This is a genomic window from Leuconostoc carnosum (assembly GCF_014207505.1).
GTDB classification, from domain to species: Bacteria; Bacillota; Bacilli; order Lactobacillales; family Lactobacillaceae; genus Leuconostoc; species Leuconostoc carnosum.
The window spans coordinates 83,093-104,462 of record NZ_JACHGL010000005.1 but is presented as its reverse complement, the minus strand read 5'-3'; the positions used below and the strand labels follow the sequence as shown (position 1 = coordinate 104,462).

At 36.0% G+C, this 21,370-nt stretch carries 17 protein-coding genes; 15 read left to right on the top strand and 2 right to left on the bottom strand.

Annotated features, from left to right (window positions below; genetic code table 11):
* Positions 1-87 precede the first annotated feature (87 nt).
* From HNQ98_RS06575 to HNQ98_RS06530, 10 genes are all read left to right on the top strand, one after another.
* A complete protein-coding gene (locus tag HNQ98_RS06575; RefSeq protein ID WP_135197403.1) occupies positions 88-999 on the top strand; it encodes a GDSL-type esterase/lipase family protein in 912 nt (303 codons plus the stop codon).
* Complete coding sequence (locus HNQ98_RS06570; protein WP_014974268.1) at positions 981-1,592, top strand: YpmS family protein; 612 nt, start codon at positions 981-983, stop codon at positions 1,590-1,592. Before HNQ98_RS06575 ends, HNQ98_RS06570 begins: the two co-directional genes overlap by 19 nt.
* A complete protein-coding gene (locus tag HNQ98_RS06565) occupies positions 1,579-1,806 on the top strand; it encodes a YozE family protein (RefSeq protein ID WP_014974269.1) in 228 nt (75 codons plus the stop codon). The genes HNQ98_RS06570 and HNQ98_RS06565 overlap by 14 nt, the downstream gene beginning before the upstream one ends.
* A 41-nt stretch (positions 1,807-1,847) precedes the next feature.
* Complete coding sequence (gene ylqF / locus HNQ98_RS06560) at positions 1,848-2,702, top strand: ribosome biogenesis GTPase YlqF (RefSeq protein ID WP_135197404.1); 855 nt, start codon at positions 1,848-1,850, stop codon at positions 2,700-2,702.
* The gene (gene rnhB, locus HNQ98_RS06555; protein WP_135197405.1) at positions 2,695-3,465 is read left to right on the top strand and encodes a ribonuclease HII; all 771 of its coding nucleotides are present in this window, start codon (positions 2,695-2,697) and stop codon (positions 3,463-3,465) included. Before ylqF ends, rnhB begins: the two co-directional genes overlap by 8 nt.
* A 254-nt stretch (positions 3,466-3,719) precedes the next feature.
* Positions 3,720-6,434 carry an HAD-IC family P-type ATPase gene (locus HNQ98_RS06550; RefSeq protein ID WP_184285022.1) on the top strand — a complete coding sequence of 905 codons (2,715 nt, stop codon included), beginning with the start codon at positions 3,720-3,722 and terminating at the stop codon, positions 6,432-6,434.
* Positions 6,435-6,609: 175 nt separating this feature from the next.
* A complete protein-coding gene (gene dnaG / locus HNQ98_RS06545) occupies positions 6,610-8,460 on the top strand; it encodes a DNA primase (RefSeq protein ID WP_135197407.1) in 1,851 nt (616 codons plus the stop codon).
* 62 nt (positions 8,461-8,522) lie between these two features.
* Positions 8,523-9,821 (top strand): RNA polymerase sigma factor RpoD, encoded by a 1,299-nt coding sequence (rpoD, locus tag HNQ98_RS06540; RefSeq protein ID WP_014974278.1) that lies wholly within the window; start codon positions 8,523-8,525, stop codon positions 9,819-9,821.
* A gap of 170 nt (positions 9,822-9,991) precedes the next feature.
* Positions 9,992-10,498, top strand: a complete 507-nt coding sequence (locus tag HNQ98_RS06535) for a QueT transporter family protein (RefSeq protein ID WP_221429594.1) — start codon at positions 9,992-9,994, stop codon at positions 10,496-10,498.
* A complete protein-coding gene (locus tag HNQ98_RS06530) occupies positions 10,498-11,235 on the top strand; it encodes a 3-oxoacyl-ACP reductase (RefSeq protein WP_014974280.1) in 738 nt (245 codons plus the stop codon). The genes HNQ98_RS06535 and HNQ98_RS06530 overlap by 1 nt, the downstream gene beginning before the upstream one ends.
* Before the next feature lie 253 nt (positions 11,236-11,488).
* Here HNQ98_RS06530 and HNQ98_RS06525 read toward each other — a convergent pair whose 3' ends face one another.
* The gene (locus tag HNQ98_RS06525) at positions 11,489-12,016 is read right to left on the bottom strand and encodes a transcriptional activator (RefSeq protein ID WP_260399557.1); all 528 of its coding nucleotides are present in this window, start codon (positions 12,014-12,016) and stop codon (positions 11,489-11,491) included.
* On the bottom strand, positions 11,940-12,203 hold the full coding sequence (locus HNQ98_RS06520) for a helix-turn-helix domain-containing protein (RefSeq protein WP_172600969.1): 264 nt from the start codon (positions 12,201-12,203) through the stop codon (positions 11,940-11,942). Before HNQ98_RS06520 ends, HNQ98_RS06525 begins: the two co-directional genes overlap by 77 nt.
* Positions 12,204-12,345: 142 nt before the next feature.
* Between HNQ98_RS06520 and HNQ98_RS06515 the strand changes: the two genes are divergently transcribed.
* From HNQ98_RS06515 to HNQ98_RS06495, 5 genes are all read left to right on the top strand, one after another.
* Positions 12,346-17,154, top strand: a complete 4,809-nt coding sequence (locus HNQ98_RS06515) for a glycoside hydrolase family 70 protein (RefSeq protein ID WP_135198109.1) — start codon at positions 12,346-12,348, stop codon at positions 17,152-17,154.
* Between the two features lie 166 nt (positions 17,155-17,320).
* Complete coding sequence (locus tag HNQ98_RS06510; RefSeq protein WP_135197409.1) at positions 17,321-18,373, top strand: 2,3-butanediol dehydrogenase; 1,053 nt, start codon at positions 17,321-17,323, stop codon at positions 18,371-18,373.
* Positions 18,374-18,576: 203 nt separating this feature from the next.
* Positions 18,577-19,059: a glutathione peroxidase gene (locus tag HNQ98_RS06505; RefSeq protein WP_014974285.1), complete on the top strand. Its 483-nt coding sequence runs from the start codon at positions 18,577-18,579 to the stop codon at positions 19,057-19,059.
* 153 nt (positions 19,060-19,212) lie between these two features.
* Complete coding sequence (gene gnd / locus HNQ98_RS06500) at positions 19,213-20,640, top strand: NADP-dependent phosphogluconate dehydrogenase (protein ID WP_184285021.1); 1,428 nt, start codon at positions 19,213-19,215, stop codon at positions 20,638-20,640.
* 126 nt (positions 20,641-20,766) lie between these two features.
* Positions 20,767-21,255 (top strand): MscL family protein, encoded by a 489-nt coding sequence (locus HNQ98_RS06495; RefSeq protein WP_135197411.1) that lies wholly within the window; start codon positions 20,767-20,769, stop codon positions 21,253-21,255.
* Positions 21,256-21,370: the final 115 nt, after the last annotated feature.

The window sequence follows — 21,370 nt, the reverse complement described above, 5'->3', positions numbered from 1 at the left end:
TTGAAACCGGAATTAAGGTTAGGAACATCCAGCGGTAGATGACATTTTTTGTTATAATAGAATAAGTCTATTTTTTGGAGTATTCGGATGAAAAAAGTTGTCGTCAGTTTTATAGCAATGATAATCGCTCTTGGTGCGGTTGTTTTTGGCGTGCACACTTTACAAACGCAAACTCAAAATGCACGTAGCAATCACAAAACGAAACAACAAGTTAAACACATTAATTTGGTCGCATTAGGAGATTCACTGACTGAAGGTGTTGGCGATAATAATAATCTTCACGGTTATTCAGGCAGAATTTCAAAAAAAATCAATGAGCAGTACAAAATACCGGTAAGCATGTCTAACTTTGGGAAGGCAGGCGATCGTTCTGATCAAATTCAACAACGTTTAAAAAATCAGTCGGATTTTCAAGAAAAAATTAAGCAAGCCAATGTCATTGTACTAACATCAGGGGGCAATGATTTACAACAATTGTTATTGGAAAATGCCTTTGTTAAAACCCGTGGGCAATTGACACAAGCTGTCAAAGCTGGTCAGACTAAATATGAGAAACAATTGACTGCGTTATTTCAAAATATTCGACAGTATAATCGTAATGTGCCGATTTTTATTTTTGGCAACTATAATCCGCTTTTTGTTCATTTTCCTAACCGAACTGATTTGAATTCAGATGTTAAATTATTCAATGCTGTTAATTATAAATTGTCTCAAAAAGATAAGAATAGTTACTATGTCAGCACATTTGATTTGACATTTGGGCAGTATAAAACAAAATCAGCACAGACAACGCTTAGTAATCAAGCACAAAAACAGACAAGTGCTAAAAGTCAGCAACAGGCGGCAACTTCTGCATTGACAGGTGAAGTGGTAACTAACAATCAGTGGATTAGTTCAACTGATAATTATCATCCTAATAATACGGGTTATAATTATATGACCAATGCGTTGTTCAAAGTCATGAGAAGGGAGCAAAATCAATGGCTGATGAAACAATAAAGAAACGCACAGCACCAAAAAAGCATGTATCTCCGTGGTTTTGGGCCTTCTGGACATTAGTGATTGTGCTTGTAATAGGTACTGTATTACTATTTAAATCAGCTTCACAACCAGTCAATGAAACTGACACAGTATCAAAAATTGCTAAATCTGAAGCAACGTTTGACGTTTCATTAAATAAACGACAAATTAATGCGTTAGTAGCTTATTATTTGAGTGAATCTAATGATAATGGCTATTCTTTTCGAGTAGAAGATAATATTATGATGTATGGGACTACGAAGTTTCTTGGCGATAAATTTACTTTTGGTATGTCATTAACGCCTGAAGTTACCAAAAACGGGAATATTATTTTAACAGCGAAAAAATTAGCTATTGGTGATTTACCTTTACCAATTACAACAGTGATGCAATATGTTAAATCAAGTTATGATGCGCCAAAATTTGTTTCAATTAACCCAAAGAAAAAGCAAATTTACATTAATATGAGTGAGCTGCCAGTTACTCAAGGTATGCGCTTTCGGGCGCAGCAAATTGATATGGCAGCTGATAAATTCGTATTTCAAGGAGGATTGGCTAATGATAAAAAGTGACCGTTCATTTTATAATTGGTTAATGACCAATCGCAACACCGTTTCAGCTAATGAAATACAGCAATTTGCAAATAATGCGTTTTTGGATTCTGCTTTTCCAAAACAAAGTACTAATTTTGATGACATTTCCAATTATTTGGAAGAAAATACAACATATTTAATTTCCATGACAACATTTGATAAGGCTTGGGATATATACCAAGCTGATAGATAGGAGAATGCTAGCACTATTGCTAGTGTTAAAGGGTGATAACTATGGCACAAATTATTCAGTGGTTTCCAGGTCACATGGCAAAAGCTTTCCGTTTGATGCGAGAAAACCTCAGACTTGTTGACGTAGTCTTTGAGCTGGTGGATGCTCGTATACCATCCAGTTCTCGTAATCCAGAGGTTGATAAACTTATTGGATCAAAACCACGGCTGCTCATTATGACGAAAGCAGATTTAGCTGATCCAGATCAAACACGACTATGGAAAGCTTATTTTGAGTCAGAAGGTCATACAGTTTTAGTATTAGATACAAGAGATCCTAAAACACCGCAGTTGGTTACCAAGGCCGCGCGACGAGCAGTGGTATCAAAGAAAGAAGCACAATTAGCACGTGGCATCCATGACCAGCCAATTCGTGCCATGATTAGTGGTATACCAAACGTTGGAAAGTCCACTCTGCTTAATCATCTCGTGATGAAAAACGTGGCACCAACGGCGGACAGGCCTGGTGTGACTAAGAAAGTGGCTTGGTTAAAGACACCAACAAAGTTAGAATTACTTGATTCTCCAGGTGTTTTATGGCCCAAGTTCGAGGATCAGAGCATTGGAATGAAACTGGCATTGACTGGTGCGGTGAAAGACACCATTTTTGCGAAAGACGATGCCGCATTATTTTTAATTGCTTTTTTTCGTAATTATCGTCCAAAGGCCATTATTGATCGTTATCATTTAACAACTGAAATTTTTGATGAAGATAATGTGCAAATTTTGTTGGCTATCACTGAAAAACTTGGTTTTAAAGATGATTATGATAAAGCTAGTGAACGAATCCTCATTGATTTGAGAAAAGGAAAACTAGGTTCATTTACATTGGATATACTTGAGGATAAAGATGTCTGAGACAGTTGCTGATATTAAGTCAATGTTAAAAAAAATAACTGACCTGAATGACAGTCGGCTAATCGCGTGGCAAAATGACCCACGCGCTGGGGTGCAAGCTGCTTTAAAAATCTGGCATAATAATCGGTTGCAGCGTGATAAAGAACGTGCAGATTTTCAACATAGATTTGATATTGAACGAACCTATTGGGATCAAGGTTTTTCACATATTGCTGGTATTGATGAGGTTGGCCGTGGACCGTTAGCAGGGCCAGTAATTGCTGCTGCAGTTATTTTACCACATGATTTTCAAGCATATGAGGTGATTGATTCAAAGCAATTATCGGCAAAAAAACGTCATTCACTTTATGATATTATTATTTCACAGGCCATTTCAATTGGCATCGGTGTAGTTGATGCCAAAACAATTGATAAAATTAATATTTATGAAGCTGCTCGGCAGGCTATGACACTCGCTGTAGAAGAATTAGCACCAGAACCTGAATATCTATTGGTTGATGCGATGCAACTAAAGTTGGATCTACCACAGATCTCACTGATTAAAGGTGATGCTATTAGTAATTCAATTGGGGCTGCTAGTATTATTGCTAAAGTGACACGAGATCGGTTGATGGCTGAATATGATGTACAATATCCAGGATATGGCTTTTCTAGAAATGCTGGTTATGGTACGCGGGAACACTTGGATGGTCTTAAGAAGTTAGGTATTACACCAATTCATCGCCGAACTTTTGCGCCAATTAAAGATTTATATTTGTCATGAGCTAAATGTTTGTCAGTTTTATTATTGTTATCACATCAAGGTATGTCGTTCAAAATTGAATAGAAATTGAGAACATGATATAATTATAATTAGAAGTTTAAGACTAAGTCACATTTTATTCGACTAATTAATACCTTGCGGGAGTAGCGGCGCATCTGCGTGGGAAACTGACTAACTACATTGAATTAATGTAGCGGCCAACCTTAAATAGCAAGACGCAAAGAAATGATTTCTCTTAAGGAGTTTATTGATTAATGGATACAAAAGTAAATGAATCGGATGACGTACCGTTATCGACTGTACCACCTTTTCATAACCAAGATACAGAGCAAGTGATTGAGGATCTTCAGGTAAATTATCCTGAAGGACTTGATGAAGAGCAAGTAGCAAAGCGTGTACAAACATATGGGTATAACGAAGTTACGTTGAAATCAGTACCTAAATGGGTTGTCTTTTTACGTCAGTTTAATAATATTATCGTTTACATTTTGTTGGCAGCAGCTTTATTAACACTTTTAATGCAACATTACTCTGATTCTATTGTTATTGGTTTGGTTGTCATAATTAACGCGTTGATTGGGTATTTTCAAGAAGTGAATGCCAGTAATGCTTTGGACAAAATTAAAAATATGTTGTCTGTCGATGCGACTGTGATTCGACAAGGGACACGGTTTGATATACCTGCACGTGAGTTAGTTCCGGGGGACCTTGTTTATTTGGAAGCAGGTGACCACGTACCTGCCGATTTACGTATTATTGATGCAGATAATCTTCGCATTCAAGAATCATCATTAACAGGAGAAGCAGATTCAGTTTTAAAAGATGATCTTGTATTAGAGGGTAGAATTCCACTAGCTGAACGTAGTAACATGGCATATTCTTCAACTGCAGTGACTAATGGTAGTGCAACAGGTATTGTTGTGATGACAGGTTTGCAAACACAAATTGGTCAAATTTCTCAAAGTGTCGCTGATGTTTCAGGGAATAAATCACCTTTGACTAAAGAGCTGGATGGCCTTGGTCGTGGCATTTCATGGTTAATTGTTATTGTTGCGGTAGTTATGTTTGGACTAGGTTGGTTTTTGCAGATATATGAGCTACCTACGTTAATTATGGCAATCATTGCCATGATTGTAGGTTCTATGCCAGAAGGGTTACCTGCTGCAACGTCAATTATTTTAGCAACTGGTGTTCAAAAATTAACACAGAAAAATGCCATTGTTAAAACTTTGCCTGCGGCTGAAACTTTGGGAGCTGTAGATATCATAGCTTCTGATAAGACAGGTACTCTGACTAAAAACGAGATGACGATTCAAGATATTGTCATCGATAATAATCACTATACTGTAACTGGAATAGGATATGAACCAGAAGGTAATATTTTACTGAATGGACAGGCTGTTTCACCAACTGAAGATGAAAAGTTGGAAATGTTTTTAACTATGGGGCATCAAGCCAATGACACTTTTTTGGTGCAAGAAGATGGTACTTGGGAAATCAATGGAGAACCAACTGATGCCGCTTTCTTATCAACTTACTACAAAGCATTTGGAATAAAAACGCCTGAATTAACCAATATTGATTTAATGCCATTTGATTCTGATTATCGTTATATTGCACGTCTTGTAGAAAACAAACAGCACAACAGATTTATTGCTATTAAGGGTGCTCCAGATAAAATATTTGAACTAGCTGAAGGTCACAATGATTTTGACCGTAGCTATTGGTCAGATTTGACAGCTCAGTTTGCTAAAACTGGCAAACGAGTGATTGCTGTTGGTTATATTGACGTTCCTGCAACAGAGGATACTGTAACACATGATATTTTAACCAAGTATCATGTAGAATTATTGGGACTAGCCGCAATTATTGATCCCCCTAGGCCAGAAGTTGTTGATGCGATTACAGATATGCGTCAAGCTGGTATTCGAGTTAAAATGATTACAGGTGATAGTGTTGACACTGCTAAAGCAATCGGGCAACAGTTGAATTTAGCTGATGAACTTCATGCTTTAACAGGTGCAGAAATTGAACAGATGTCAAATTCTGAATTAGCTGCAATTGTTACACAATATGATGTTTTTGCTCGAACAACTCCGCAAGATAAACTAAGAATTATTGAAGCGTATCAAGCTAACGGTTTAGTTACTGCAATGACAGGTGATGGCGTAAATGATGCACCTGCTTTAAAGCGTGCCGATATTGGTGTTGCCATGGGTATTAAAGGGACTGATGTGGCTAAAGATTCTGCAGATATGGTCTTAGCCAATGATGACTTTTCAACAATTCAGGTGGCCATTTCGCAAGGACGTCGTCTTTACGATAACATACGTAAAACAATCTTGTATTTATTACCAACTAGTTTTGCTGAAGGGTTAATTGTTGTCTTTAGTATCTTATTACAACAGCCAATGCCATTAACCGCAACACAGTTATTATGGATTAATATGGTGTCGGCACTAACTCTCCAATTAGCTTTTATTTTCGAACCTGCAGAGGATGATATTATGTCTCGTCCACCTCGAAAAACCTCTGCAAAGCTAATGAGCCGTTATGATGTTTTTCAAATGGTTTATGTCAGTGCCATAATTGCAGCAGTTTCATTAGTTGTTTTTGAAACTGTTAACTCTGTTACGGGCTTTGCCGTTGCTAGTACGATGGCAGTTAATGTAATTATTTTTGGTAAGATATTTTATCTTTTCAATATAAGAACATCAAAATTAGCTATTAGTCGCGCCTTTTGGACAAATCCGATGGCTTTTGTGGCTATTGGTGCAATGATCATTCTGCAGCTCATCTTCACGTATGTGCCATTTATGCAAAGTGTGTTCACAACTGCTGGACTATCATTCAATCACTGGGCGATAGTTTTAATTAGTGGCTTGATAGTTTTAATTAGTGGCTTGATAGTATTAATTGTGACAGAGTTGGATAAATATCGACGCTTACGGCAAACAAGAACCAGTTGATGATTTGTTCTTGGTTAACATAATCCCGAATACGAAAAATAGAAAAGCTGTTATAACAGTTTTTTATCCACTTTTGGGCTCTTGACAAAACCGTATGTTCGATATATACTGTGTATAGTTAAATAATATGTCGCAGACTGTAGTTTGCGACTTTTGTTGTCTTGAAAGGTGGTCTATGGCAAGTCGTATTCCTGAAAATTTCATTGCTGAAGTCCGTCAAAAAGTAAATATTGTTGATGTTATCGGTGAGTATACTAACCTCGTTAAACGCGGTCGACAGTGGACTGGATCTTGTCCATTTCATGATGATAAGCACCCGTCATTGTTTGTTGAGGAGAATAAACAAGTATTCAATTGCTTTTCTTGTGGTCGATCAGGTTCGGTCTTCTCCTTTATCATGGAAAAAGAGGGATTGACATACCCTGAAGCCATTCTGTCTTTAGCTGAAAGTATTGATTTACCAATTGACAGCAGTATTTCGGCAAGTGTGGTGCATCCAGTTGATAACACGACACAAGGTATTTATCAATTGTATACGGCAGCACAGAGGTTATATCAGCATATTTTACTCAACACAACGTCTGGCGAACAAGCACTAAGTTATTTGCATGACACCAGACAATTAGATGATGAAATAATCAAAAAATTTGGTATTGGTTTTGTACCAGAAGACAACGCACTATTAGGCTATGCTAAAGACCAAAATCTTGCCCATGAATTAATGCACGCATCTGAATTGTTTATTACTAATGATCAAGGTGAGATGCGCGATCGATTTGCTGGTAGAATTGTGTGGCCAATTAAATCAGATCGTGGACAAGTTGTTGGTTTTTCCGGTCGAGCATTGGATAATAATAACAAAATCAAATATATGAACAGCCCCGAAAGTCCATTTTTTACAAAAAGTAAGTTGTTATATAATTTTGATCTTGCAAAAAATGTGATTCGCCAAACAAACACAGTCATGATTTTTGAAGGATTTATGGATGTTATTTCGGCTAGCATGGCTGCCGAAGAAAATGCTGTGGCAACAATGGGAACTGCTCTTACGAAGGAACACGTGCAGCATTTAGTGCGCATAGCTAATCGTGTTTTATTGGTTTATGATGGCGATGAAGCTGGACAACGAGCGGCTCAACGTTCAATTACGTTGATTCAGGAGAATACTAAAGATATTGAGATTGGTGTTGTTCACTTACCTGATAAGTTAGATCCTGATGAAGTGAGATTGCAGCAAGGGCTGTCAACGCTGAAACAAGCGCTTCATCAAAACATTCAAACACCAGTTGAATTTTTAATTAGTGTTTCACGTGTTGGAAAAAATTTAAGTAATCAAGCACAATACTTAGCTTTTTTACAAGAAGTCATGCAGCTTTTAAAGCAGGCAACGCCTGTCGAGCAAGATATTCAACTCACGCGTATAGCTAATGAGTTTGGTACAGCGAAATCTGCTTTGCAGGCGCAATTAGAACAGACCAACAAATCTGAAGCTAATAATAGCCCGCAACACTTTGTTAAGTCACAACCTGTATATGATAACGTGTCAATTGATCAATCTAGTAATGGCATAGCGATACAAAACAATATTAATCGCAATATTACACAGGTAGAACAGGCTGAACGCGCGTTAATTATGGCAATGATCAAGTCACCACAAGTAATGGCTCAGGTGATAGAGACCCAAGGGTTTGCGTTTGTGCATCCAGACTATCAACTATTAATGATGTTGACTAACATATATCAAAACCAATACTCTGGAGAGTTTAATTTAGCGCAGTATATGGATTTCATTCAAAAACCAGATTTAAATCAAAAAATTATGGCGATCGACCGTGTATATGGTGATCTGTCTATTGAAAAAGAAGCAATTAATGATTATTTACATATTATAATGCAAGAAGCACCAGTAGATGCTAAAATTCGTGAGCTAAAACAATTAATTAGTTTAGCTACGCAGCAGCAAGATAATCAAAAATTGTTACAACTCACAACAGAATTAATTAATATTAAGAAGCAACAATTATAAGCACGCGGTGTTTTCATTATTCGGTTTTTGAAACATACGCTTAACATGGGAGAAAACAATACATGGCAACTATTTCGATTTCAAGCAGAATTGCAGACATAAAAGATTATTTAGATGCAAACCATATTTCATACAATAGTCGTGCTAAGAAGGCTGAACTTTTGGCATTGGCTCAAGGTAAGACACCTGAAGAAGCAGCAGCGGCAGGAAAAGCTTCAAAGCCAAAAGTTGCTAAAAAATCAGGGATTATTAAAAATCCTGAGTATGATAAGGCTGTTAAAAGTCTTATTACTGAATACAAGCCAGCTAAATCAATTACGTATGCAGATTTATCTAAACGCTTAGCAGAACCGTTTAACCTAGATGGTGAAAATATTGAGCGTTTGATGGAAAAGGTTGAAGATTCTGGTATTGCAATTGTTGATGAAAAGGGTGAGCCAGCGCCTGAAGTTTTGAAAGCTAAGCAAAACAAACCTTCAAAAGAAGAATTGGATCAAGCCGGAGAAACACCAGCTGGGATTAAAATTAATGACCCAGTTCGTATGTACCTTAAAGAAATTGGTCGTGTTAACCTGTTAAAGGGTGATGAAGAAATTAATATTGCCAAACGTATTGAAGATGGTGATGCTGAAGCCAAACAAGAATTAGCAGAGGCTAACCTACGGTTAGTTGTCTCAATTGCTAAGCGCTATGTTGGCCGTGGCATGCAGTTTTTGGATTTAATTCAAGAAGGTAATATGGGGCTAATGAAGGCCGTAGATAAGTTTGACTATACCAAAGGATTTAAGTTCTCAACCTATGCTACATGGTGGATACGTCAAGCTATTACTCGTGCAATTGCTGATCAGGCGCGTACAATTCGAATTCCAGTTCATATGGTCGAAACAATTAATAAATTAATTCGTATCCAACGTCAATTGTTGCAAGATTTGGGTCGTGAACCATTGCCTGAAGAAATTGGGGCGGAAATGGATTTGACCCCTGATAAAGTGCGAGAAATTCTTAAAATTGCTCAAGAGCCTGTTTCTCTGGAAACGCCTATTGGAGAAGAGGATGACTCACATTTAGGTGATTTTATTGAAGACAATGAAGCTATTTCACCAGCGGATTCAGCAGCCTATGAAATGTTACGTGAGCAGTTGGAATCAGTATTAGAAACTTTGACTGATCGAGAAGAGAATGTTTTACGTTTGCGCTTTGGTTTGGAAGATGGGCGTACACGAACACTTGAAGAAGTTGGTCGAGTATTTGGTGTGACACGTGAACGTATTCGTCAAATTGAGGCAAAAGCACTTCGTAAATTACGTCATCCAAGTCGTTCAAAGCAATTAAAGGATTTTATGGATGATGGGAACAATTAATGATTAATATTTAATATATATAGATATTTGAAATAATATATTTCTACTGTTTCATTTTGTACTAACATATCTGGCGGTTCATCAACCATCCCGCTTAAAAAAACTAGGAGATTTTTACTGTGGAAGAAACTTTATCAACTAAAAATAGCACGAAAACGCGTAATATTACTATGGTAGCCGTGGTGGCTGCTATTTATGCAGTGATTACTTTTGCAATTCAACCTGTCGCTTTTGGTCCTGTACAATTACGTGTTTCAGAAGGACTAAATCATTTAGCTGCTTGGAATAAGCGTTACATATTAGCTGTTGGGCTCGGTGTCTTTATTGCTAATTTAGTGTCGCCACTAGGTTGGATTGATTGGGTATTTGGCACATTGGGTACGCTTATTATGACTGGGATAACTTACCTATTAACTCGTCGTGTTAATAGTGCTGTCTTGAAAATCATAATTAGTTCGGTGGTAGTTGCTACAATAGGGATGGCAATATTAGCAGCTGAATTTACTTTTGCGTTTAGCATTGGTGCTAGCGGTGCATTTCCGTCCGGATCCAAAGGTGGTATCCTTGCGCAATGGGTAGCGTACTATATTACCCTTGTACCGGGTGAGATTGTCTCATTAATTGTTGGTGGTGTGGTTATTTATGCTTTAAGTAAAGTGGTTGATTTGTCAAAATAATGATTGAACAAACTTATACAAATAAAAATATTTTGATAACCGGAGCTGCATCTGGTATAGGTCTTTGCCAGTTACATACTTATCTGGATGCTGGTGCAGTTATCTATGCTTTAGATAATCAGAAAATACCCTTTCAACATCCACATTTACATTCATATCGAATTGATTTAAGTCATCATGCTGATTTGACGAAACTTGTGCAAACGATAAGTGAAATGTGTGATGTAGATATTTTATTGAATACCGCGGGAATGTTGGATGGTTATAAAACTTCACTTGAGACAAAACTATCTGATTGGCAACAAGTATTAGATACTAATTTAACACCTATGTTCATATTAAGTAATATAATATTGCCAAAAATGCTTAAAAGGCGGCAGGGCCATATTATTAATATGGCTTCTATTGCTGGTTTCACTGCTGGTGGTGGCGGTGTCGCTTACACTGCTAGTAAGCATGCAATTATTGGATATACTAAGCAGTTAGCTTTTGACTATGCCAAATATGGGTTACATGTTAATGCAATTGCACCAGGTGCAATTGATACACCAATGAATGCTGCTGATTTTATGGGTGAAGGTCTAATGGCTAAAAAAGTGGCTGAACAAACACCGGCAAAACGTTGGGCCACTGCACAAGAAGTAGCTGATTTAACATTATTTTTAACAAGTCCACAAGCAGATTATATCAATGGTGTTGTGATTCCCATTGACGGTGGATGGACCTTAGGACATTAATAAGAGCAGCCAAGCAGACATAAAAATGCCGTTGTTCATAATTATATAAAAAGTCACCCGGAGTCGTTTTAAACGACTCCGGGTGACTTTTTATATAATAATACATTAGGCTAAGTTACAATAAATCATGTTTTTTAATATGATAATACTCTAATATATGATTGAAGATATTGAGTGTATGGGTGATATGAAGACACTTTGTAATATGGTAGGCATCATGAATTTTTTTCATATTTTTTTCAGAGATACCTTGTCAAAACAATAAATATGTTTGAAACTCAAAGTCTTGGTCGTGAAATTTAACCAAATCAATCTTTTCTAACAATTTGTTAGTCATAGCAGATTTATTTTGCATAATAGCTGCTTCTAAAATAGCAATTATCACTGGTGCTACCATATGAGAAGTAGTATCAGACATGTCTTGTTGCAGATATTGATCAATAATATCGTTAATATAAGGTTTCATATTCTCAACGTTTATCATATTAGCGACGAAAAAAAGCAAGCAAAGGTCATAATATTGCCAATGATCAATACAAAAAAAATAATCTTTGAGTTCAGTTTGGACAGGCATTGTGGCTAATTTGAAGTCCAAATGATAAAGTGTTGATTGTGCCATTAAAAAACAATGACGCAATGAAATATTATCTAAATGGTTAGCAGATATGGCTTGAGTTGAATCAGAGATCTGTTGTAAAGTTGTTTTATCTTGCTTGTAGTATGCTTGTTCTAATTTTGATTTGATTACTGATAAGCTGTTTTTTTTTACCAAATACCGCATTAAAATAATCATCAATGGGTATATTCAATATATTACATATTTTTTGTAAATTATAATCTGTGGGAGATGTTTGGTTATTCTCTATTCTAGAAATCATGGATTGTGATCCAATTAAGTCACCTAATTCTTTCTGTGATATCCCTCTAGAATTTCTAATTATTCTAATTATAGAGTTATTTGTTATCATTTTTATCTTTCCTAAATCTAATATTCATTTTTGCATATTTCGAGAATATACATTTCATTAGTGTATATTGAAATGGTTGTTTCTGTCAAGATGAGGTGAGATACACTTGCTAGAAGGAATAACAATTTTGGAGGAAAAAAGAATGAGAAATAAAGAAACGACTTGTCGTAAAAAATTATATAAGTCCGGCAAATTATGGGTTACTGCGGGATTGTTATCATCATTAGGGCTTGGTTTATCTGTACCACAAGTTTATGCTGATACAACACAGAGTGGACAAATTGCTCAAGTAAAAGTGATACCTGATAATCCGAAAAGTGTTCAGAATAGCGATGATGATTATATTGTCACAATTGACGTACCGAAAGATAAAAAAGTAACGGACAATAATCGTGCGGTTGTGGTGGATCAAGCGATTGCAAATCAAGATCAATCAAAATTAAGTAGTGACGATAATTCTGCTAATAAAATTGATAAAAGTAGTCAAGTAGCTGATGCTAACAAAACTGAACAAAAAGATACAGTTAACAATATAGTAGTAGACCCAAATAACGATGATGATTCTGTTAACAAAGCAGATAAAAATGGTCAAGTTGCTGCCAACGATATACAGAAGGCAAACCAAGATAATAACCCGACGCCGTTACGAGATAAGAATAGTGCTGATGATAGAGTAGAGAAAGCTGATCAGGTAGATGTTGGTGTTAAACCAGATGAGAATCAAGACCCTGCAACTAGTCCAGTAATAGATTCAAACAGTGATCAAGACAACAAAAAAGAAACAAGTTCCAATAAATCTATCTCAACGCCACAAGATGAGAAACAAACGGCATCACTCACTGCACCAACTCAATATAATTCTAAAAATATTCAAACGATTGATGGTAAGACATATTATATTGACGATAATGGTCAAAAAAAGAAGAATTTTACAACAATAGTCGATGGACATGTATTGTATTTCGACAAAGATAATGGTTTTCTTGTACCAACCAATGATTATCAATTTAAAGAAGGATTGACAAGTCAAAATAATAATTTTACCAAACATAATGCTGTACATGGTGATACTGCAGATAATTTTACTGAAATTGATGGCTATTTAACAGCGGATAGTTGGTATCGACCTAAGGATATATTAGTTAATGGTAAAGATTGGACATCCTCGTCCAATAATGATTTTCGTCCACTTTTGATGACTTGGTGGCCTGATAAAGTGACTCAAATTAACTATCTTAATTATATGAAAAGCATCGGCTTAAGTAATAGTCAAGTTGAATATTCTAATCAAGATAGTCAAAGTGTCTTAAATCAAGCCGCACAGGATGTACAAATTAAAATAGAACAAAAGATTAGCCACGATGGGCAAACTGAGTGGCTAAAAAATAATGTTTCTGATTTTGTTAAACGTCAACCTAATTGGAATATTGCCAGTGAATATGCAACAACTGGAAATGATAAAGATCATCTACAAGGTGGTGCATTATTATATGTTAATAGTGATAAAACACCTGATGCAAATTCAGATTACCGACTTTTGAATCGTACACCAACAAATCAAAAAGGTTATTATTCTTATTCTACTGACCCAACTCAAGGTGGTTATGATTTCTTATTAGCTAATGATGTTGATAATTCAAACCCTGCTGTTCAAGCCGAACAATTAAATTGGATGTATTATCTATTAAATTTGGGGTCAATTACCAATCAAGATGCTGACGCAAATTTTGATAGTATACGTGTTGATGCTGTTGATAATGTCGATGCTGATTTATTACAAATTGCAACAGATTATATGAAAGCAGCATATGGTGTTGATAAAAGTGACAGTGTTGCTAATCAGCATTTGTCAATTTTAGAAGATTGGAGTGATAACGATGCAGAATATGTCAAAGATAATCATGATAACCAATTATCAATGGATAACAAATTACGCTTGTCGCTAAAGTATTCTTTGACCATGCCCACGGCTGATCAAAACGGCAATAGTGTTCGTAGCGGTTTGGAACCACTAATTACTAATAGCTTAGTTGACCGTACAATAGACACAACTAACAATGTAGCACGTCCAAATTATTCATTTGTTCGTGCACATGATAGTGAAGTACAAACCGTAATTGCTGAAATTATCAAGCAACGAATTGATCCTAATTCAGATGGGTTAACGCCAACCTTGGATCAGTTAACACAGGCATTTAAAATCTACAATGCCGATCAATTAAAAACAAATAAAGAGTTTACACAATATAATATTCCTAGCACATATGCGCTATTGCTAACCAATAAAGACACAGTACCGCGAGCATATTATGGCGATCTCTTTACCGATGATGGCCAATATATGGCAAACAAATCACCGTACTATGATGCAATTAACACATTGTTGCAGTCTCGTTTAAAGTATGTTGCTGGTGGTCAACAAATGGCGATGCATTATATGGCTGGTGATAGCAGTATGCCTGCAAATGGGAACCGTGGCGTACTGACTTCTGTACGTTATGGTAAAGGCGCTATGACAGCAGACGAGCAGGGGACTAATGACACAAGAACACAGGGGATAGCTGTTATCGAGGCTAATAATCCTGACCTGAAGTTAAATCAACTCGATCAAGTAGTTGTAAAAATGGGAGCTGCCCATAAAAATCAAGCTTATCGACCAGTATTACTCACTACAAAAAATGGCATTGCCACATATATATCTGATTCGGATGTTAGTGATGCATTAATAAAATATACGAATAATAATGGTGAACTAACTTTTGATGCTTCTGAAATAAAAGGGTTTGCGAATTCGCAAGTTTCTGGCTATTTAGCTGTTTGGGTACCAGTTGGGGCTGATAATAAACAAACAGCAGTTACCGAAAGTTATTCTGTAGATGAAGTTAAAAATGGACAAACATTTCATTCAAATGCTGCACTAGATTCTCAGGTAATTTACGAAGGATTCTCAAATTTTCAATCTTTTCCAACTAATGAAGATGAATATGCTAATGTGATTATCGCCAAAAATTCAGATTTATATAAGAGCTGGGGGATTACTAGTTTTGAGTTTCCACCACAATATCGATCAAGTACTGAAGGAGGATTCTTGGATTCTATTATCCAAAATGGTTATGCTTTTACAGATCGCTATGATCTAGGATTTGATACACCAACAAAATATGGGACAATTGACCAACTACGTGATGCAATTAAATCACTGCACCAAGCAGGAATTCAAGCGATGGCTGATTGGGTACCTGATCAAATATATAATTTGACTGGACAACAAATTGTAACTGCGCAACGTGTTAATAATTCGGGCATTTATAATGAAAACTCTGTGATTAATAAAACGCTTTATGCAGCCCAAACTGTAGGTGGCGGAGAATATCAAAAATTATATGGTGGCGAATTCTTAGACACAATTAAAAAATTATATCCATCATTATTTACAACTAAGCAAATTTCTACTGGGGTACCCATGGATCCAAGTGAAAAGATTAAAGAATGGTCAGCAAAGTATTTTAATGGTAGTAATATACAGGGACGTGGTGCTTATTATGTCTTAAAAGATTGGGCTACCAATGATTATTTCAAGGTGAGTTCATCAAATCAAAATCAAGCATTTTTACCTAAACAGTTACTTAATCAAACTGCTAGTACGGGTTTTGTTAATGATAATAAAGGCATGACTTATTTTTCAACTAGTGGATACCAAGCAAAAGATACGTTTATCCAAGATGAACAATCAAATTGGTACTACTTTAATAAAAATGGGTATATGACTTATGGATTTCAAAAAATTAATGGTTTTGGTTACTATTTTTTGCCAAATGGTATTGAATTGCAAGATGCTTATATGGAAAATAGTAACGGAAATGTCTATTATTTCAATAAGCAAGGTAAGCAATTGATTAATGTCTATTTTATGGATGATAATAAGCAATGGCACTATTTTGATAAGAATGGTACTATGGCAAACAAAGGCATGACAACAATACACATTAATGGTGAAGAAATAGTACAGTATTTTAACCAAGATGGTGTACAAGCAAAAGATCAGTTTATAACTACTAGTGATGGTAAGATGTATTATTTCTCTGATGATTCTGGGGATATGATTAGTAATCAATTTAAAAAATTAGCTGACGGTTCATGGGCTTACTTTGGTTCAGATGGTAGTGCAATTAAAGGTTCTCAGCAAATTAAAGGACAAGCACTTTATTTTGATGATGATTATCGTCAAATTAAAGGACGCGAAAAAGTTGATACACAAGGCTTAATACGTTATTATCATGCTGATTCCGGCGAAATGATAGTTAATCGATTTGAAAAACTGTCTGACGGTTCATGGGCCTACTTCGGGGTCGATGGTGTGGCTGTCAAGGGTAACCGAATCATTGAAGGGCAAAATCTTTTCTTTGAAGATAATTATAGTCAAGTCAAGGGAAAAACGGTGACTGATACGCAAGGCAGAATTCGTTACTATGATGCCGATTCAGGTGAAATGATAGTAAACCGTTTCGAAAAACTGTCTAACGGTTCATGGGCTTATTTTGGTGCAGATGGTGTAGCGGTTAAAGGGTATCAAACGATTAATGGTCAGCAACTTTACTTTGATGATAATTATGCTCAAATAAAAGGTCAAGAAGTTGTTGATGTACAAGGTCACTTACGATTCTTTGATGCTGATTCCGGTGAGATGGTTGTTAATCAATTTAGACAACTGTCAGATGGTTCATGGGCTTATTTTGGTGCAGATGGTGTAGCGGTTAAAGGGCATCAAACGATTAATGGTAAAAAGATGTATTTTGATAATAATTGTCATCAAGTAAAAGGTCAAGAAGTTATTGATAGCCAAGGATCAGTACATTATTATGATGCTGATTCCGGTGAGATGGTTGTTAATCAGTCAAGGCAATTATCGGACGGCACATGGCGTTATTTTGATATTGATGGTAAAGCATGACAGATTAGTTAAATGTGAACAATTATTCATTTTATGTTAAGAATGACCTTTTATTCATGGCATTCGTTAATCATTTTGGTGAATTTACACAAAAAAACCAAACTTAGTTGTATAATAAAGTCTGGGTTTTTTAACCTAAAATTTATTATTCTAGAGGAGAGATTTAATGAAAGCAGCTGTATGGCATGGTGTTAAAGATGTTCGTGTGGAAGATGTTGAATTAAAACCATCAAAGTCAAATGAAGTTGTGGTGCGTGTAGCATATGCAGGCATCTGCGGTAGTGACTTACATGAATATCTTGAAGGACCAGTTTTTATTCCTGTTGATCAGCCTGATGAACTAACTGGTGGAGAAGCACCACTCACAATGGGACACGAGTTTTCAGGTATTATTGAAAAAATCGGTACAGATGTTACCAATTTTAAAGTTGGCGATCATGTAGCTATTAACCCAACGGTGACTAAGGGAAATTTGGCCAGTGATCTTGATGTGTATGATGGTTATAGCTTCATTGGTTTGAGTACCGATGGTGGGTTTACATCACATGTTAATGTTCCCGAAGAAAATTTGTATCATTTACCAACAGAATTTTCTCTGGAGCTAGCTGCAACTATTGAACCAACAGCTGTTGCCGTTCAAGCGGTTAAAGAAGGTGGTTTACGTTTTGGTGAAAAGGTGGTTATTTTTGGTGCTGGTCCAATTGGTGTATTAGTTGCCGCTGCTGCCAAAGCAGCTGGTGCTACTAAAATTGTAGCAGTTGATCTGTCTGATGTACGCTTAAAGAAAGCACTTGAAATGGGTGCAACTGATGTTGTGAACCCCGCGGAAGTGTCGGATACTATTGCTGCAATTAGTGATATTATTCCTGGTGGTGCAGATGTATCATTTGAAGTAGCTGGCGTACAACCAACTTTTGAACAAGCCATAGATGCCACAAGACCTCGTGGTACTGTTGTCATTGTGTCAATATTTGCACGTCCGATTACTTTTGATCCAATGAAACTGATGAATGCTGGCGTTAAATTAACAACGACTATCGCCTATTCGAAGGAAACTTTCCAACAAACAGTTGATCTTGTAAGTAGTGAACAGATTAATGTCAAGCCAGTTATTACTGACATGATTACTCTTGAAAACATTGTTTCAAATGGATTTGAAGCACTAACACAGGATAAATCACAAGCAAAAATCTTAATAGATTTAAGTAAAGAACAATAATATTCATGCTAGGTAGTAATTTTCTAATAGAAAATTGCTACTTTTTATATTCAGAATTTCTGAAATTAATGTTAGTAGAAACCATAATATTTAAATCAAATAAATACTTGTTTTTCATAGTTAGCGCTATAATGAAACTAGGTATTATTAACTGTGTATGGTATTTAAGCATACATTTAGGATAATGATTAGAAAGGAAATTTATGGCAACCAGTGTATATGAATTTGAAGTTTTAAAAGAGGATGGTACAGCATATTCACTTGAAAGTTTTCGTGGGCAGCCTCTTATTATTGTCAATACAGCAACAAAGTGTGGCTATGCACCGCAATTTGAAGAACTAGAAGCTATTTATCAGGAATATAAGGACCAAGGGCTTGTCGTTTTAGGTTTCCCATCAAATCAATTTAAACAAGAGTTAGGTTCCAGTCATGAAGCCGCTGAATCTTGCCGATTAACCTATGGTGTCACATTTCCAATGCACCATTTAATTTCGGTAAATGGTAAGAATACTGATCCACTTTTTAAATACTTGAAAGATATGAGTAAGGGAAGCCTAGGCAGTACAATCAAATGGAATTTTACAAAATTTTTAGTTGATAAAGACGGCCAAGTTGTAGAACGTTTTGCACCAATGACGAGTCCAAAGGAAATGATTCCAGCAATCAAAAAAATAATGAATAAATAGGGTGAATATAACACACTCTTGTTATTTTTAGAACATTTTTTGACAACAAGGTATTGACGAGATATAATGTAAGCGATTACATTATATCTCGTTTAATTTCGTTAATGAGGTAATTTTTAGTACAACACGATTGAAAGGAAAGTAGGTATTAAAATGAATCAAGCAGATTTTGGTGTTATCGGATTGGCAGTAATGGGCAGAAATTTAGCCTTAAATATTGAATCACGTGGTTTTCATGTTGCGGTCTACAATCGTTCACGTGAACGGACAGATGACTTAGTTAATAAGCATGCTGATAAGAATTTTGTTCCAAATTACACAATCCAATCATTTGTGCAGTCGATTAAAGCACCTCGCCGTATTTTAATGATGGTCAAGGCTGGTCGTGGTACGGATGCTGTTATCGATGAATTGCTACCTCATCTGGAAAAAGGTGATATGCTCATTGATGGTGGTAATACATTTTTTGAGGATACGATTCGTCGCTCAGAAAAGTTAGCAAAAGCAGGTATTAACTTTATTGGTATGGGTGTATCTGGTGGTGAATTAGGCGCTTTACAGGGGCCATCGCTTATGCCGGGAGGCCAGCGTGCGGCTTATGATTTAGTAGAACCAGTATTGAAGCAAATTGCCGCAAAAGCGCCAGAAGATGGCAAACCAACAGTGACTTATGTTGGTCCAAATGGCGCTGGACACTACGTTAAAATGGTTCATAATGGGATTGAGTATGGTGATATGCAATTAATCTCGGAATCATATGATATTTTGAAGCGTGTGCTGAAGTTAAGTTCGAATGATTTGGCAGATACACTGGCCGATTGGAATAAAGGTGAACTCAACTCTTACTTAATTGAAATTACTGCTAGTATTTTAACCAGAAAAGATGATTTGGGTTCAGACAAACCAATTGTTGACGTTATCTTAGATCGCGCTGGAAATAAAGGTACTGGGAAATGGTCTTCACAGTCTGCTCTAGAAGTGGGCGCACCACAATCGCTCATTACTGAATCAGTGTATGCTCGCTATATATCTGCAATGAAAGAAGATCGTGTTGCAGCATCGAAAGTATTAGCAGGTCCAGATTTTACTTTTGCGGGTGATACTGATACAACAAAAGAAGATTTGCGAAAGGCACTCTATTTTGGTAAAATTATGTCCTATGCACAAGGCTTTGATCAATTACGTATGGCATCTAACGTTTATAAATGGGATTTGCCATTTGGTGAACTAGCACAACTATGGCGAGCAGGTGCTATTATTCGCGCGCAATTCTTGCAACGAATAACTGATGCCTTTACTAAAAATGCTAGTTTGCATAATTTATTGCTGGATCCTTACTTTAAATCTATCGCTGAAAACTATCAGAATGCCACTCGACGTGTGATAGCATTAGCTGTTAGTGCTGGTGTACCAACACCTTCACTGTCTGCAGCAATTGCATATTATGATTCATATCGTTCAGCGGTATTACCAGCAAACTTAGTGCAAGCACAGCGAGATTATTTTGGTGCTCACACGTATGAACGTACAGACAAGCCAGTCGGCGAGATGTATCACTACTCGTGGTATGATGAAGCTTAATTTAATTATTTTATCTCAAAGTCATCATTTATATTTGATGGCTTTTTTTAATGCAGTTGGAGTTGAAAAAGAGCCATAATCATGGAATAATAATAGTTATTAAAATGATGAATAATTGGGAGCGAAATGAAAAAATATATATTTAATAAATATAAATTTACTTTAGATACTGATTTAGCTTCAACGCAAGCTAACCAATTTAGAAAATTTGTGACTTCACCTGCAATTATTCAATTATCAATTGGTGTGATTGTGGGTGGCAGTCTGACGAAACTGATTCAAAGTGTCATTGAATTAGCTACGGGAATCTTTTACTTTTTATCGTTAATTATATTTTCGCAGAATCATAGTCCTGAATGGCAACACATTCTGACACCTCTTGTAGAAGTTTTTAAAAATGTATTGACACTAGGTGCTATCGCTGCCTGTGTTTTCTTTTTTGTTAAGTTTATTAATAAGTTTTTTGTGAAAGAAAAATCCGAAACACTGGGCTATAATGCTCAGTTAGAAGAAACTAAAAAATTATTACAATCACAAAATGAGACTAATATGTTATTGAAAGAATCTGTTATGTTACAGAAAAAACTATTAGGTGAAGTGCCATCTGAAAAGTGATGTAAAAATTGGTTCTGTGTAGAGTATACTGTTTAGATATAATATTCATTATTTTTATCTCAAAATAGGCAAAAAGTTTTGTTAACAGATGAAGGAAAGAACCTATTGTTAGAAA